Raw genomic sequence first — 14,220 nt, 5'->3', positions numbered from 1 at the left:
AGGGAAAACCGGACATCATGCCATAAACAGTAAATCTCACACCTCATTACTGCCTAACATCTCAGATCTGAAAACTAACGTCTAATAATGAAGTTCAAAAAGATAGTTTCTGTTGACCATACCAAGCTCCAGGACCGGGCACTGGAGGGACTTCAGCAATTAAGTGAACAAAAGATTGAAGTTTACGATGATTATCCTGATTCTGAAGAAGAGATCCTTAAAAGGATCGAAGGTGCCGATGCCGTATTAGTTTCCTGGCACACCAGGCTTGACGAAAATATTATTTCACAGTGTCCCGGGTTGAAATACATAGGAATGGCATGCAGCCTGTATGACGATTCTTCGGCTAATGTAGCTGTAAATTACGCCCGCGGAAAGGGTATAAAAGTGACCGGGATAAAGGACTACGGAGATCCCGGAGTAGCTGAATTTATAATTTCTGAAGTTATCAGGTTGCTTCACGGATTGGGAAAACATCAATGGCGGGAAATGCCGGAAGAACTCACAGGCAGGAAGATTGGAATTGTTGGATTAGGTACTACCGGAAAACTACTGGCTAAGTGCCTGCTTCCTTTTGGGCCAGATCTCTACTACTTTAGCCGTACCCGAAAAGAGGAGTGGGAGAAAAAAGGAGTAAAATACCTTCCTTTGCCCCAACTGCTGGAAAAGACAGAGATCATTTCTTTTCACCTCCCCAAAAATACGGTCCTGCTGGACAAACCCGAATTTTCAAAATTAGGAAAAGGAAAAATTCTTATTAATACTTCTCTGGGGCTACCCTTTAAAGAGGCTGCTTTTAAAGACTGGATCAAAGAACCGGGGAATTTCGCCATTTTTGACGCCGATGGTAAAAAACAACTCTCTGTGGAAGTTGAAAAATTTTTCAATGTGTTTATTTCGGATAAAAGTGCAGGCTGGTCTTCTGAAACTGAAAAAAGGCTATCTGAAAAAGTGATTAAAAATCTAAGAAATTATTTAGATCAATAAAGGCACGTAATTTGCCAATCGAATATCTGCTCTTCTAAAAAAGGATGCAGATTTTTATTTTTACAAAACCTAAGAAATGGAATCTATTTTTGATCCCTGGCCATGGTATATTTCAGGGCCATTAATTGCAATTGTCATGTTCCTGCTCATCCTGATGGGGAAGAAATTCGGGATGTCCTCCAACCTGGAGACCATGTGCGCCATGTGCGGAGCGGGCAGGCAATCGGATTATTTCAGGTTTGACTGGAAAGCCAACCGTTGGAATCTTATAGTGATCATTGGCGCTGCAATAGGAGGTTTTGCGGGGGCTCATGTTTTGTCTCATGATACTTCAGTCAACATAAACCCTGAAACTATAGAAAACCTTAACGAACTTGGATTTTCAAGTGCCGGGGAAGCATATTTGCCCGACCGCCTTTACGGGAATGAAGCTCTTACAGACCCTTTTGCTATTTCCATCTTGCTGATAGGCGGACTCCTTATAGGTTTTGGAGCAAGGTATGCTGCAGGTTGTACCTCGGGCCATGCCATTTCCGGACTGAGTAATTTACAACTACCTTCCCTTGTAGCAGTTACAGGATTCTTTATTGGGGGCCTCTTAATGGTCCATCTGTTATTTCCCCTAATTTTTTAAGTATGAGAACAACAGGATATCTTTTGATAGGAATAATTTTCGGGATCGTGATGTATAAATCTGAGGCAGCTTCGTGGTTCAGGATCTATGAAATGTTCAGGTTCGACTCGTTCCACATGTACGGGATAATGGGATCGGCTTTATTGGTGGGAGTGGGTGGTGTGCAAATCATTAAGCGAAAGAAAATAAGGTCATTCTCTGGCCAGCCGGTAAATATAGAGCCCAAAGATAAAGGATTTAAAAACTACCTCTTAGGAGGGATCATCTTTGGACTTGGATGGGCTTTGGCGGGGGCATGTCCCGGGCCTATCTATACTTTGATAGGCGCGGGATATGTGTCAATGCTGATTGTACTTGCCGGAGCATTGCTCGGGGCATTCCTGTACGGTTTGCTCCGGAAGAAGCTTCCGCATTAAAAATGTTCGATCAGCATGGCTTCAGAGTAGTCTACAGTGACTTCATAGATAACTCCTTCTTTCAGATCTTTCCCCATAATGAACCTGTTTTCAAGTTCCTTTTGCACGAAATAATTTACATCTTCATTTCCGGAGGCTACAGAGAGACACTGTATTTTATTATTTTCAGAGATTGAGAAGAAAATAGTAACGGTAAGGTCCTTGTCCAGGTTGTAATGGGATTCCTGAAGTATTTTTTCAATTTCCGAAGAAATAGAGCTCAGATCTGAAAAGGTATCAGATGGGTTGGCGAAAGATAAAGTGCTAAATGAAAAAGCACCTAAGAGCAAAAGCATTTTAAAAGTTTTCATAACCAAGAATTTAAATTGTTGAACTTTTTACCATGCGGGGGAAGATGGTTTGTTTACTATAAAGACTGCCTGGTTTTCAAAATGTTACACCAGGCACATAACTTTAACAAATAAATTTTTCATCTTCTGAAAGCACTTAAAAAAGCCTTTTTTGTATTCTAATTCTGACACAGCAAATTTTGCTCTTTAAGAGGTAGGAAACAATGACTTTAATCATGTAAATGAGGCATTTAACCTTGGTGGTCTTCCCCAGAGGAAAGGTAGAAGGAGGGGAGGGAAATATGATATTTTACCACAATAAGTCTTATGATGATCACTATTAATGAGGTTACAATATAGATGACATCTGTGTTTACACCCATTTCATAAAGGATCACGAAAGCAAGCCCTCCCATTATGGAGGCTGTGGCGTAGATCTCTTTTCTGAATATTACCGGGATCTCGTTACAAAGTATATCCCTTATCACACCTCCAAAGGTTCCTGTCATAGCTCCAATAGCGATGGAGATAATGGGATCCAGATTATTTTGTACGCCCAACTCTACACCGGTGATGGTAAACACGCCCAGCCCGATAGTATCGAAAAGGAAGAGTGATTTTTTCAGGTGATCCAGTTTATACCTGAAGACGATCGCAAAAAAGGTAACTACTCCTATAAGGTAGATGTATAAAGTATTTTCCATCCAGGTTACCGGGTTTCTTCCCAGAAGTATGTCCCTTAGAGTACCTCCTCCAATAGAAGTTACAAAAGCAATAATGAAGATCCCGAACAGGTCGAGCCGTCTGTTCATGGCTGCAAGGGCTCCAGAGATCGCGAAAGCTACCGTTCCCAGCAGGTCCAGAATATTAAATAGGGAAGGTTCGATCATGCAACAAAGGTAGAATTAAATAGGGTTTTGGTGAAATACACTTTTGTGCTTTTATTCCTGATTTGAAAGATTTTTGTTGTTTATAAACATATAACAAATCTATATCCTGTTTTCTGTAAGTTTTTATGGAAAGTTGCTACTTTTACAAGACATAAAAGTTATTACAATGAGCGAAAATACAGAAAGAGTAAAATGTCTTATTATAGGGTCTGGTCCCGCTGGTTATACGGCAGCCATTTATGCTGCCCGTGCAGATATGCATCCTGTGATGTACACCGGTCTTGAGCCCGGGGGACAACTTACAACTACTACGGAAGTAGATAACTTCCCGGGTTATCCCGATGGAATAGATGGACCGGCTTTAATGATAGACTTGCAGAAGCAGGCTGAAAGGTTTGGTACCCAGGTGAGAATGGGAATGGTGACTGAAGTGGAATTGAGTAAAGAAGTAGGAGGGATCCATAAAGCCTGTATTGATAATGCGACATGGATAGAAGCTGAAACAGTGATCATCTCGACAGGAGCGACTGCCAAGTATCTTGGTTTACCCAGTGAACAGCGGCTAAGAGGAGGTGGGGTTTCTGCCTGTGCAGTTTGTGACGGCTTCTTTTATAAAGGACAGGATGTAGCCATTGTTGGAGGGGGAGATACCGCCGCTGAAGAGGCTACCTATCTTGCAAACATTTGTAACAAGGTGACCATGCTGGTGAGGAAAGATGAAATGAAAGCTTCTAAAGCAATGCAGCACCGTGTGCTGAACACCGGGAATATAGAACTGCGATTCAATACTGAGGTTGATGAGGTATTGGGTGATCAGGTTGTTGAAGGTCTTAGAATGGTTAACAACCAGACCGGGGAAAAAGAAGAGATCGCTATTACGGGATTGTTCATCGCTATTGGACATAAACCAAATACCGAGATCTTTAAAGGACAGCTTGATATGGACTCTACCGGTTATTTGATCACTCAGGGAAAATCTACAAAGACCAATATCCCGGGAGTTTTTGCTTCTGGTGATGTTCAGGACAAGGAATACCGCCAGGCTATCACAGCAGCCGGTACAGGATGTATGGCTGCCCTTGATGCAGAACGTTACTTCACGACTATTGAAAGAAGTGAAGAAGTGACTACAAAATAAATAGAGACAGCTTTAAATAATACTGCCCGGAAAATCATTTTTCCGGGCAGTTCTTTTTGGGACCGTTTTAAACTTAAACGTGCTCCTTATTTTCACAATCCCCCTTCAAAGTTTCTGAAACCTGTTCAGTCTTTACTTTTTCAGGTGTTTGTTCCTTAACTTCCGGTTGGGGCGAAAGAAGTGCAGAGAACACAGTCGCGAGTAATATTTCATATAATATGCTCATGATTTCTGCAGTTTAAATTTAAGCGTGTCTTGATCTTATCTTAAGAACTTCCTTTTTTACCTCCACACCTTTTTTATTGATGTTCATTTCCTCTTCATTGAACTCTATTGAATCTTCTTCTACTTCCGGGGTAGGTTCAGTATCCCAATCCTCTTCCTCAGAATCACCCCATGGGTCTGCTTCATCTCCTTCTGAATCGCCCCAGGGGTCTGATTCATCCTCTTCGGGGCAATCCAGGCATTCTGTTCCGTTTCGTGTGATCAAAAGGTATTTTTCTTCATCTCCGTTGTGAAGAATGTCATTATACCAATCAGAATTACGGTGGAAGGAATAGGTGTTATCTGCTGCGTAAAGAACAGAACCTTCAGGAAGGAAAAGTGTTACCTGCACCTCCTGGTCACGATACTTATTTTGTGGGTCTGTGGTCAATTGACCTCCAAGTTCCAGTTTGTTGCCTGAAAAACCGGTAGTATAATTTATTTGCTCTGCCCGGCCTCTTGCCTCCTCAAAATTCTTTCCTTCTGCTTTTTTCAGGATCTCCATTCTTCCTATTGAATCGCTGGTTGATTTGACCACCAAACGAATATCTTCTGACCAGAGCACCTTCTGATTATTCTCATCATAGGAAACATGATAACTTCCCTGCCGGTATGGAGAGCTGTCGAGCAACGGGTTTCCTTTCATGGAAATATATAAAGTATCATTAGGTCGTACCTGAAGTGTTTCGGTGATGATCACTTCCCCGTCAACCGCTCTTTCAGTAGCCTGCTGTATTCCGAAGAAAATCAGGCCAAGAACAGAGATGATCCATACCCCCAGTAAAACCAGCTTGGCTGTACGGCCAATTGACTTTAATCCGGTCACCAGGATCTTAAGACCTAAAATGAACAGGAAGAAGAAAGGTATTCCTACTGCAAAGAACGTTAGTAGGGAAATGATCCATATACTGTTGGCATCGGGGCCCACCATTTCGAGATGATCTGTCCAGGGGGCTTCAATAATTCCGAAGGTGCCTATAGAAAACAATCCAATGAACAAGGCGATCAAAGTTGTTCCTGCGATCAAAAGTAAGAGTACCCCAATAAACTTAACGAACAGGTTCAACAGGAAGGTGATGACATCCCCAATGGCGGTAGCAGCAGAACTGGCACCGGCTTTGGCCTTGTATCCGTATTTTTCATAGTTGATGTCTTTTACCTTTCCCGAAACATCGTCGAACCCCTCTCTTATTTTTCGTTCAATGTTACTAATGGTGACCGGTTCCCCACGCATTGCCAGTTTGTCTGCAGTCGTTTTGGCTTCGGGAACAAAGATCCAAAGTGCAACATAAATCAGGATGAATGCACCTGTAGAAAAGATGGTTAACAAGATCCAGGCGAGACGTATCCATAAGGCATCTATGCCCGTATAATGCGCAAGCCCCGAAGACACACCTCCTACGTAGGAGTTCTCTGTATCCCTGAACAGTTTTTTTCCTTTGGTTCTGGTATACGAAGTTTCTTCTTCATAGAGTTCTTCATCAAGCATATAATCTTCCGGTTGCCCCATAACAGCTATCACCTCTTCTACTTCACGCATTCCTATCACCTGGCGTTCTGTCTTGATCTTTTCCCCGAATAGTTCAGCAATTCGTGCTTCAATGTCATTGATGATCTCATCCTTGCCATGAGTGTTGGTCAAGGAGCGTTTAATGGCTTCGAGGTAGTGTTGTAACTTGGCAAAAGCATCTTCATCAATATGAAAGAATATGCCTGCAAGGTTTATATTTACTGTTTTATTCATGATTCCTGGAATTTTGGGTGGTTACTATGGTTACTGCTGTTTGCAGTTCTTCCCAAGTATGGGTAAGCTCTTTTAGAAAAATTTTGCCCGTTTCTGTAAGGCCATAATATTTTCGTGGTGGTCCGCTGGTAGATTCCTCCCAGCGGTAATTGAGTAAACCTGCATTTTTTAACCGGGTGAGCAAAGGATAAATGGTTCCCTCCACTACCAGCAACTTTGCGCTCTTGAGGGTTTCAAGGATTTCGGCCACGTAGGCATCGTTATCCTTTAATACTGATAGGATACAGTATTCCAGGACACCTTTGCGCATTTGAGCCTTTGTATTTTCAATCTTCATGGCGTTGGGTTTTGTGTGTTGTTAAACTGTTCATTTTTTGATTGATTGATTCCGGAAGGATCCGGAGTGATGAAATTAATAGTTAATGGATACTGATAATATTTTCCTTCTGAAGCTTTGATGGTGGCCGAGATCACCCCGTATAGATTCAGGATGAAAAGGGAAAGCCCTAAAAGAAGGATGATCACAGCAAAAATTATGATCGGGATGGCCTCGGAAGGATCCCCGGTTAGGTTAAAATGCTCCCCAAAATAGAATGGCTTATCAAAGTCGAGGTTCAGTCCAATAAGAACTACCCCGGCCACACCTACTGTAAAGAGGAATACCATATAAAGGTAAAGGCTGATCTGAAAGTTGAGCGCCTGTTTTCCATGCTCATCCACGAAAGGATCATTCTTTTTAGCCATCCAAAGAATAAGGGGAAGAATGAAGTTCCCGAATGGAAAAAAGAACTGGGAGAAAGTAGACAGGTGAATGAGAGCTGCTACTGTTTTGTCTGGATTTTTTATTTCTGAGGTCATTTGAGAATTCCTTAATGGGTTCATATCATTTTTGATGAAAAGTTGCTTCTTCAACTTTGTTATCAGACTCATATATGGTCAGTGTTCGGGGATCTTCATTGTTGAAGCTGAAGCTAAGATCACGGTCTTTCGTGAAGAAAGTGTGTTCATCTTCAGGGTAAAGAATAAAAGTTTTTCCCAAGGCCCGGAGTTCAAGATTGCCCCCGTCGAATAGAACTGTTATGGGATCCTTGGAGTCGGTGAGATATTGGCCGGTCAATTCCAGCAATTTTTCCTTAGGTAATTCTACTACCTGTTTGGAAATCCCGAAGGTGGCGGGGCCGTGATCAAAACTATAAACCCTGTGCATTTTCCAGTCTCCAGGCTCCTTTAGCCATAAATGACTGAATTTCGCCTGTCCATCCAGTTTCTCTGAATCCTCTTCTATAATATAAAAGAGATGTTCCCCTGTTATTATTGCTCCATAAACAGAGTCTTTATCTTTAAGGGGATAGATCGAAACACTTCCGGGAACAGCTTCTCTACGTAAATAGTTCCTGCCGGTTTTGCACAATCCCTGTCTCAGGTCGTCGCTAAGGTCTTTTCTTCCATAGGTGATCCCGCCCTTATCATGGTAGAATTCCAGATCTTCGGAAAGATGCTTCTCCATTCCGGCTATGTCACAGGTGTTGTAAGCTTTCCAGAAAGACGCATCTTTTTTAGTGATAAGTTTCTGAAGCCCGGTATCCTGAGCCTGTGCAGCAGGAGATGAGACAAATATTATTGCTACCAGTAAAATGATCTTTTTAAAAAGCCTTTCAGGTTCCCGTGTAAATCGTTGTTGATGCATGTGATTGATTTTTTGATTGATTGTCTTATGCAAATATATATCTTAAAGATGGTATTATGCAAAACAAAGTACTATATTTTTTTTGCCAATTATTAATTTTAACATTTTACGATGTTTAAAAAATTGAATACATTTAGAAAAAATCCCCGGTACATATGGAAATCACGACCCGCAATCTTAATAGGTTTTTAATGTTCAAGCTACCCAGTGCCTGGCTTTGCGGGGTAAGAGTCAAAAAACTGACTGACAGAATTTGTGTCACAGGGGTGAAGCACCGGTGGATCAATCAGAATCCTTTCAACTCCCTCTATTTCGCTGTTCAGGCAATGGCTGCAGAATTGAGTACAGGTGCTTTGGTAATGGCCGGTATCAAAAAGAGCGGGAAAAATATCTCCATGCTGGTGGCGCAGAATAACTCCCGGTTCACTAAAAAAGCCACGGGAAGGATCACTTTCGAATGTGCAGACGGGGCAGTGATCAGTGAGGCTATTGAAAAGACAGTAGCCACAGGTGAAGGGCAGACCTTCTGGATGAAGTCTGTAGGACTCAATGAAGAAGGGCAGGAGGTTTCTGTTTTTGAATTTGAATGGACCATTAAATTAAAATCAGGAAGGAAAAAGATGGTTTCAGCTGAATCAGATATGTAAGGAAATTAATCAATAACATCAATAATTATGAACTCACACGAAATAGACTACGAGATCTTTGGGGAAGAGATGCAGTATGTAGAGCTGGAGCTTGATCCGCAGGAAGCAGTCATAGCTGAAGCCGGAAATTTCATGATGATGGATGACGGTATTAAAATGGATACCATCTTTGGTGACGGTTCAAAACAAAACGAAGGTTTCCTGGGGAAAGTCCTGGGAGCTGGGAAAAGATTATTGACTGGGGAAAGTTTGTTTATGACCATCTTCAGTAACCAGGTACAGGGCAAGAAAAAGATAAGTTTTGCTTCCCCTTATCCCGGAAAAGTGATCCCACTTGATCTTCGTGAGTACGGCGGGAAATTCATCTGCCAAAAAGATGCCTTTCTTTGCGCGGCTAAGGGAGTTTCAATAGGGGTGGAATTCAGCCGCAAACTGGGCCGGGGATTCTTTGGCGGAGAAGGTTTTATCATGCAGAAACTCGAGGGGGATGGTCTGGCTTTCGTGCATTCCGGAGGTACAACGGCGAAAAAATACCTGCAGCCAGGAGAAAAGCTAAAGGTGGATACCGGTTGTATTATTGGGTTCACTAAAGATGTAGATTACAATATTGAATTTATAGGAGGTATAAAGAACAGCCTGTTTGGAGGGGAAGGCCTGTTCTATGCAACCCTTACCGGACCGGGTACTGTTTTCATTCAATCCTTACCATTTAGCAGGCTCGCCGGCAGAATTCTTGCAGCAGCTCCACAGGGAGGAGGCAAAGATAAAGGCGAGGGCAGTATCCTTGGAGGCTTAGGTGATATGGTTAGGGGAGACAACAGATTTTAACAGTGTTAAAATTGGGTTTCTGTTCCTGAACAGGGAAAAAATTTGTACTTTTAAAAGGTCTAACGAAAACGTTTGCGCCTATAGAAAATCACTACTTTTTCTAACCAGGTTTCTTTAAATTTATTGTTATTATGGCGAGAGCGATGTTTGAATACACCAAAACAGTGCTTAATAAAGTGAGTTTTGATGTAACGCTTTTCTGCAAGGAGGTAAAAAAAGCTTTACAGCGGTTATTACCTTACGAGATCNAAAATAGAAAAGCGGCTGAAAAGCCGCTTTTTTTATTAGCTTCAGGACTGGTCCTTTTTATGTAAAGGACTTATGATCTTGACATTCTGAAAAGCTATAGCTCCTTTTATCACCCCTGCAATAGTAGAGCGCAAAGCTTCTATGATCTGCATCTTCAATTCACTTTTATTGTAGATAAGGCTTACCTCCCGTGCCGGGCTGGGTTCATTGAACATTCGTAAATTCTTTTTTTCTTCATTTGTTAGTTCCAGGGTATGGAGGTATGGCAAAAGGGTCATGCCTAAACCTTCATTTGCAAGTTTGATAAGGGTCTCGAAACTTCCGCTTTCAAGTTGAAAATGATCATTTCCCGTTACCCTGGTAGCTTTACACAGATTTAGGATACCTTCTTTAAAACAGTGGCCGTCTTCAAGTAACAGAATATCATCTAAGTCGAGATCGTCTACACCTAACGTGCTTTTTGAACTGAGGCGATGACCTTGTGGAATGTAACCCACAAAAGGTTCATAATAAAGTGGGGCTTCCTTTATATGAGACAATTCCAGCGGCGTTGCTGCAATGGCCGCATCGAGATGTCCTTCCTGCAACTTTTCTATTAAAGCCTCAGTGTGAAGTTCCTCGATCTTTAATTTAACCTTAGGGTATTTTTTGATGAAAGATTTTAAGAACATAGGTAACAGGGTAGGCATAATGGTAGGAATCACCCCTAAACGGAACAATCCACCTACAAAACCTTTTTGCTGATCAACAATATCCTGGATTCTGTCACTTTCATTAACTATGTTTCTTGCCTGTTGAACGATCTTCTTTCCCGTTTCGGTCAGTTCAATAGGTTTCTTACTTCGGTCAAAGATCAGCACATCAAGTTCATCTTCCAGTTTCTGAATCTGCATGGAGAGGGTTGGCTGGGTTACAAAAACTTTTTGTGCAGCTCTGGTGAAATTTTGATGCTCAGCAACGGCCAGAACATAATGTAATTGTGTGATGGTCATAGATCGTATTTTTCGGGAAACAAAAGTATCAATTTTTCTTATGAAAAAGATAAAAAAAACCCTGCTTATCTATTAGATAGCTTTTTCCATGACTTGTCGGTTTTAAAATAAAGATTAATATAAAACTGGTGGAGTTAAGGAGATAATGTTCAAAAAAAAGAGCCGGAAATTAGATTTCCGGCTCCTGTTTATTTTAAAATATTCAAGTTACCTGTCCAGAATACTGTTCAGGGTGGGGCTTGGCCTCATTGCCCGGCTTACTTTTTCTTCTTCAGGTTTATAGTAACCTCCAATATCAACAGGCGATCCCTGAGCATCTATAAGTTCCTGCAGAATCTTTTTCTCCGCAGACTTCAGGTCTTTTGCGATTGCATCGAAATGATCCTTCAGCTCACGGTCCCTGTCTTGTTCAGCAAGAGCCTGAGCCCAATATAGTGCGAGGAAATAGTGACTACCACGATTATCGAGCTCATTCACCTTTCTGGAGGGGGATTTATCATTTTCGAGGAATAATTCGGTCGCTTTATCCAATGCTTCAGACAGCACCAGAGCCTTTTGGTTACCGTACTTTTCGCCCAGGTGTTCCAGCGACACAGCAAGTGCCAGGAATTCCCCGAGGGAATCCCATCTTAGATGTCCTTCTTCCACGAACTGCTGTACATGTTTAGGTGCAGATCCCCCTGCGCCGGTCTCAAATAGACCACCGCCATTCATTAATGGAACGATAGACAACATTTTTGCACTCGTTCCCAATTCCAATATAGGGAACAGGTCTGTAAGGTAATCACGAAGCACGTTTCCGGTAACAGAAATGGTATCTTCTCCTTCCTTCAGGCGTTTTAAAGTAAATTCAGTGGCCTCTTCAGGAGACATGATCCTTATATCCAGATCTTCAGTGTCATGCTGGGGCAGGTATTGATTTACTTTTTTAATAATCTCAGCATCATGTGCGCGGCTGCGGTCCAACCAGAATATCGTAGGGATCCCAGTAGCGCGTGCTCTGTTTACGGCAAGCTTTACCCAATCCTGTACGGGAGCATCTTTGGTTTGACACATTCTCCAGATATCACCTTTTTCCACCTTGTGGTCCATAAGGACCTCTCCGTTTGCGGCGATCACCTGGACCGTTCCTTCTTCAGATATTTCAAAGGTCTTGTCGTGAGATCCATACTCTTCAGCTTTTTGAGCCATCAAGCCTACATTAGGAACAGTTCCCATAGTGGTAGGATCAAAAGCCCCGTATTTTTTACAGAATTCAATGGTTGTCTTATAAACTCCTGCATAACTACTGTCTGGGATCACTGCTTTGGTGTCCTGCGGTTTTCCATCTGAATTCCACATTTTCCCCGATGTTCTTATCATTGCCGGCATAGAAGCATCAATGATCACATCACTGGGCACATGCAGATTGGTGATCCCTTTGTCGCTGTTCACCATAGCGAGATCAGGACCGTTCTTTAGGTCAGCCTGAATGGCCGTTTCTATCTCTGTTCTCTTATCCTCGGGAAGTTTGCTGATTGCAGAGAGTACATCTCCAAGTCCGCTATTGGGATCAGCCCCTGCCTCTTCAAGAGTAGCAGAATACTTGTCAAAAATATCTTTAAAAAAGACTTTAACCGCATGTCCAAAAATGATAGGATCTGACACTTTCATCATGGTTGCTTTCATGTGCAGTGAGAACAGTAAATCTTTCTCTTTGGCATCCTTTACCTGTTCCTCCAGGAACTTTACCAGGGCCTTCCTGCTCATGAAGGTTGCGTCTATGACCTCACCAGCTAATAAATGCAAGTTGTCTTTCAGTATGGAGATATTTCCTTTGTTATTGACCAGCTGGATCTTTACATCCATCTCTTTGGGAACGGTGACAGATTTCTCATTAGAATAGAAATCGTCTTTTCCCATAGTAGCCACATGGCTTTTGGAATCTGCACTCCATTCGCCCATAGAGTGCGGATGTTTTTTAGCGTAGTTCTTTACTGCCCTTGGGGCCCGCCGATCTGAGTTCCCTTCACGAAGGACAGGGTTCACGGCACTCCCTTTTACCCTGTCATATTTTGCTTTTATTGCCTTTTCATCATCTCCTGACGGTTCATCGGGATAATTGGGAAGGTCATAACCCTTCTTTTGAAGTTCTTCAATGGCAGTTTTTAATTGAGGGACAGATGCACTTATATTGGGAAGTTTGATAATGTTGGCCTCCGGTTGTTTTGCAAGTTCCCCAAGTTCTCCCAGGTCATCAGAAACCCGTTGGTCTGCCGGTAATATGTCAGAAAACTGCGCCAGTATTCTTCCGGCAAGAGATATATCTTTGGTTTCAAGTGCAACGTTTGCAGGTTTTGTGAAAGTCTGGACAATAGGAAGAAACGAATAGGTAGCAAGGGCCGGTGCCTCATCTGTTTTGGTATAGATGATCTTTGTTTTCTGTGTCATATAATTGGGTTATTTATTGTTCTAGGTAAAGTGTGTGCAATTTACCATTTTTCAGCCTTTTTTCATAGATAATTGAGGTAAGAAGAGGAGAAAAGACAATAAAAAAAAGCCATTTCACTATAGCTTTATAATGAAATGGCTTCTAACGAAATAACAATGGTTGCTGAACTTTTACATTCAATTGCAAGATTTTTCATCATCTTACAGGCAAGTTGTTATTTCATCTGAAACAATTTACATGTCCCAAAAGAGTGTGTGTAAATTGCTCCTAACGTTTTTACCGAATTAAATTACTTTTTAAGGTAATTAAAAAAGGCAAAAACCTATGTAAAGATCGTTACTCTACAAGAACTTTAAAAGAAGAATTCCTTGCGACATTCTTTTACCTTTTAAAATCCATGTTTAAATTTAAGAAGAAAAAAAATATCGTGCAAGTAATTTGCAGACAATTGCTTGTGAAAAATAGCATAAAATTTCCGGACCTAAAGAACAGTTCAATACAGGTATTTATCAGGTGCGTATAAATGAAAAAACCTCCGGTAAGACCGGAGGTTTTAATACAATATCTGAAAAGATTATCTTCTTCTTTCTTTGATACGGGCTTTCTTACCGGTAAGTTCTCTAAAGTAGTAGATCCTTGCTCTACGTACTTTACCACGTTTGTTGACCTCGATCTTTTGAAACGCAGGAAGATTTAACGGGAAAATACGCTCCACACCTACAGTACCGCTCATTTTTCGAATGGTAAAGGTTTGGGAAGCCCCGGTTCCTCTTTTTTGAATAACTACCCCGCGAAAGAACTGTGTACGGGTTTTAGCACCCTCAGTAATTTCATAGTAAACAGTGATGGTGTCTCCGGCTGCAAATTCAGGAAAATCCTTCTTTGTAACAAACTCATCCTGTACAAATTTAACTAACGATTCCATGTTTATATGGTTTAAAAGTAAGTCTGAAGCAACATTTACGGTTTTCGCCAGAGGTTGGT

The 14,220-nt window shown here is 41.6% G+C and carries 16 protein-coding genes; 6 read left to right on the top strand and 10 right to left on the bottom strand.

The window, feature by feature from the left end; genetic code table 11:
• The first annotated feature begins 87 nt into the window (after nucleotides 1–87).
• The 3 genes from ACFSTG_RS14820 to ACFSTG_RS14810 all read left to right on the top strand — a co-directional run bounded on the left by ACFSTG_RS14820 (nucleotide 88) and on the right by ACFSTG_RS14810 (nucleotide 2,037).
• Nucleotides 88–987 carry an NAD(P)-dependent oxidoreductase gene (locus tag ACFSTG_RS14820; RefSeq protein WP_380754969.1) on the top strand — a complete coding sequence of 300 codons (900 nt, stop codon included), beginning with the start codon at nucleotides 88–90 and terminating at the stop codon, nucleotides 985–987.
• A gap of 76 nt (nucleotides 988–1,063) precedes the next feature.
• Nucleotides 1,064–1,621 (top strand): YeeE/YedE family protein, encoded by a 558-nt coding sequence (locus ACFSTG_RS14815; RefSeq protein ID WP_380754966.1) that lies wholly within the window; start codon nucleotides 1,064–1,066, stop codon nucleotides 1,619–1,621.
• 2 nt (nucleotides 1,622–1,623) lie between these two features.
• On the top strand, nucleotides 1,624–2,037 hold the full coding sequence (locus ACFSTG_RS14810) for a DUF6691 family protein (RefSeq protein WP_380754963.1): 414 nt from the start codon (nucleotides 1,624–1,626) through the stop codon (nucleotides 2,035–2,037).
• Here the strand turns inward: ACFSTG_RS14810 and ACFSTG_RS14805 are convergent.
• Both ACFSTG_RS14805 and ACFSTG_RS14800 read right to left on the bottom strand, forming a co-directional pair.
• Complete coding sequence (locus ACFSTG_RS14805) at nucleotides 2,034–2,387, bottom strand: hypothetical protein (protein ID WP_380754960.1); 354 nt, start codon at nucleotides 2,385–2,387, stop codon at nucleotides 2,034–2,036. The genes ACFSTG_RS14810 and ACFSTG_RS14805 overlap by 4 nt on opposite strands.
• A gap of 230 nt (nucleotides 2,388–2,617) precedes the next feature.
• A complete protein-coding gene (locus ACFSTG_RS14800; protein WP_380754957.1) occupies nucleotides 2,618–3,256 on the bottom strand; it encodes a trimeric intracellular cation channel family protein in 639 nt (212 codons plus the stop codon).
• Between the two features lie 166 nt (nucleotides 3,257–3,422).
• On the opposite strand from ACFSTG_RS14800, the gene trxB reads away from it, so the two are divergent.
• Nucleotides 3,423–4,394 (top strand): thioredoxin-disulfide reductase, encoded by a 972-nt coding sequence (trxB, locus tag ACFSTG_RS14795; protein ID WP_380754954.1) that lies wholly within the window; start codon nucleotides 3,423–3,425, stop codon nucleotides 4,392–4,394.
• Between the two features lie 73 nt (nucleotides 4,395–4,467).
• Here trxB and ACFSTG_RS14790 read toward each other — a convergent pair whose 3' ends face one another.
• The 5 genes from ACFSTG_RS14790 to ACFSTG_RS14770 are packed head-to-tail and all read right to left on the bottom strand — an operon-like array spanning nucleotide 4,468 to nucleotide 8,089.
• Nucleotides 4,468–4,620, bottom strand: a complete 153-nt coding sequence (locus ACFSTG_RS14790) for a hypothetical protein (protein ID WP_380754951.1) — start codon at nucleotides 4,618–4,620, stop codon at nucleotides 4,468–4,470.
• A gap of 18 nt (nucleotides 4,621–4,638) precedes the next feature.
• Nucleotides 4,639–6,402 (bottom strand): PspC domain-containing protein, encoded by a 1,764-nt coding sequence (locus tag ACFSTG_RS14785; RefSeq protein WP_380754948.1) that lies wholly within the window; start codon nucleotides 6,400–6,402, stop codon nucleotides 4,639–4,641.
• Complete coding sequence (locus tag ACFSTG_RS14780) at nucleotides 6,395–6,739, bottom strand: PadR family transcriptional regulator (RefSeq protein WP_380754945.1); 345 nt, start codon at nucleotides 6,737–6,739, stop codon at nucleotides 6,395–6,397. The genes ACFSTG_RS14785 and ACFSTG_RS14780 overlap by 8 nt, the downstream gene beginning before the upstream one ends.
• Nucleotides 6,736–7,260 (bottom strand): DUF4870 domain-containing protein, encoded by a 525-nt coding sequence (locus ACFSTG_RS14775; protein WP_380754942.1) that lies wholly within the window; start codon nucleotides 7,258–7,260, stop codon nucleotides 6,736–6,738. Before ACFSTG_RS14775 ends, ACFSTG_RS14780 begins: the two co-directional genes overlap by 4 nt.
• Before the next feature lie 25 nt (nucleotides 7,261–7,285).
• A complete protein-coding gene (locus tag ACFSTG_RS14770; protein ID WP_380754939.1) occupies nucleotides 7,286–8,089 on the bottom strand; it encodes a nuclear transport factor 2 family protein in 804 nt (267 codons plus the stop codon).
• Nucleotides 8,090–8,244: 155 nt separating this feature from the next.
• Here ACFSTG_RS14770 and ACFSTG_RS14765 point away from each other — a divergent pair, with 155 nt between their 5' ends.
• Together ACFSTG_RS14765 and ACFSTG_RS14760 are read left to right on the top strand one after the other, a co-directional pair.
• Nucleotides 8,245–8,736 (top strand): DUF4442 domain-containing protein, encoded by a 492-nt coding sequence (locus tag ACFSTG_RS14765; protein ID WP_380754936.1) that lies wholly within the window; start codon nucleotides 8,245–8,247, stop codon nucleotides 8,734–8,736.
• A 27-nt stretch (nucleotides 8,737–8,763) separates the two neighbouring features.
• Nucleotides 8,764–9,564 carry a TIGR00266 family protein gene (locus tag ACFSTG_RS14760; protein ID WP_380754933.1) on the top strand — a complete coding sequence of 267 codons (801 nt, stop codon included), beginning with the start codon at nucleotides 8,764–8,766 and terminating at the stop codon, nucleotides 9,562–9,564.
• Between the two features lie 290 nt (nucleotides 9,565–9,854).
• On the opposite strand, the gene ACFSTG_RS14755 is transcribed toward ACFSTG_RS14760, so the two are convergent.
• From ACFSTG_RS14755 to rplS, 3 genes are all read right to left on the bottom strand, one after another.
• Nucleotides 9,855–10,805, bottom strand: coding sequence for a LysR family transcriptional regulator (locus tag ACFSTG_RS14755; protein WP_380754930.1), 951 nt, complete (start codon nucleotides 10,803–10,805; stop codon nucleotides 9,855–9,857).
• Between the two features lie 207 nt (nucleotides 10,806–11,012).
• On the bottom strand, nucleotides 11,013–13,235 hold the full coding sequence (locus tag ACFSTG_RS14750) for an NADP-dependent isocitrate dehydrogenase (protein ID WP_380754927.1): 2,223 nt from the start codon (nucleotides 13,233–13,235) through the stop codon (nucleotides 11,013–11,015).
• Nucleotides 13,236–13,810: 575 nt separating this feature from the next.
• Nucleotides 13,811–14,161 (bottom strand): 50S ribosomal protein L19, encoded by a 351-nt coding sequence (gene rplS / locus ACFSTG_RS14745; RefSeq protein WP_380754924.1) that lies wholly within the window; start codon nucleotides 14,159–14,161, stop codon nucleotides 13,811–13,813.
• Nucleotides 14,162–14,220: the final 59 nt, after the last annotated feature.

The sequence above is a fragment of the Salinimicrobium flavum genome (genome assembly GCF_042684505.1).
In the GTDB taxonomy this organism is placed as follows: Bacteria; Bacteroidota; Bacteroidia; order Flavobacteriales; family Flavobacteriaceae; genus Salinimicrobium; species Salinimicrobium flavum.
This window is presented reverse-complemented; position numbering and strand designations above follow the sequence as displayed.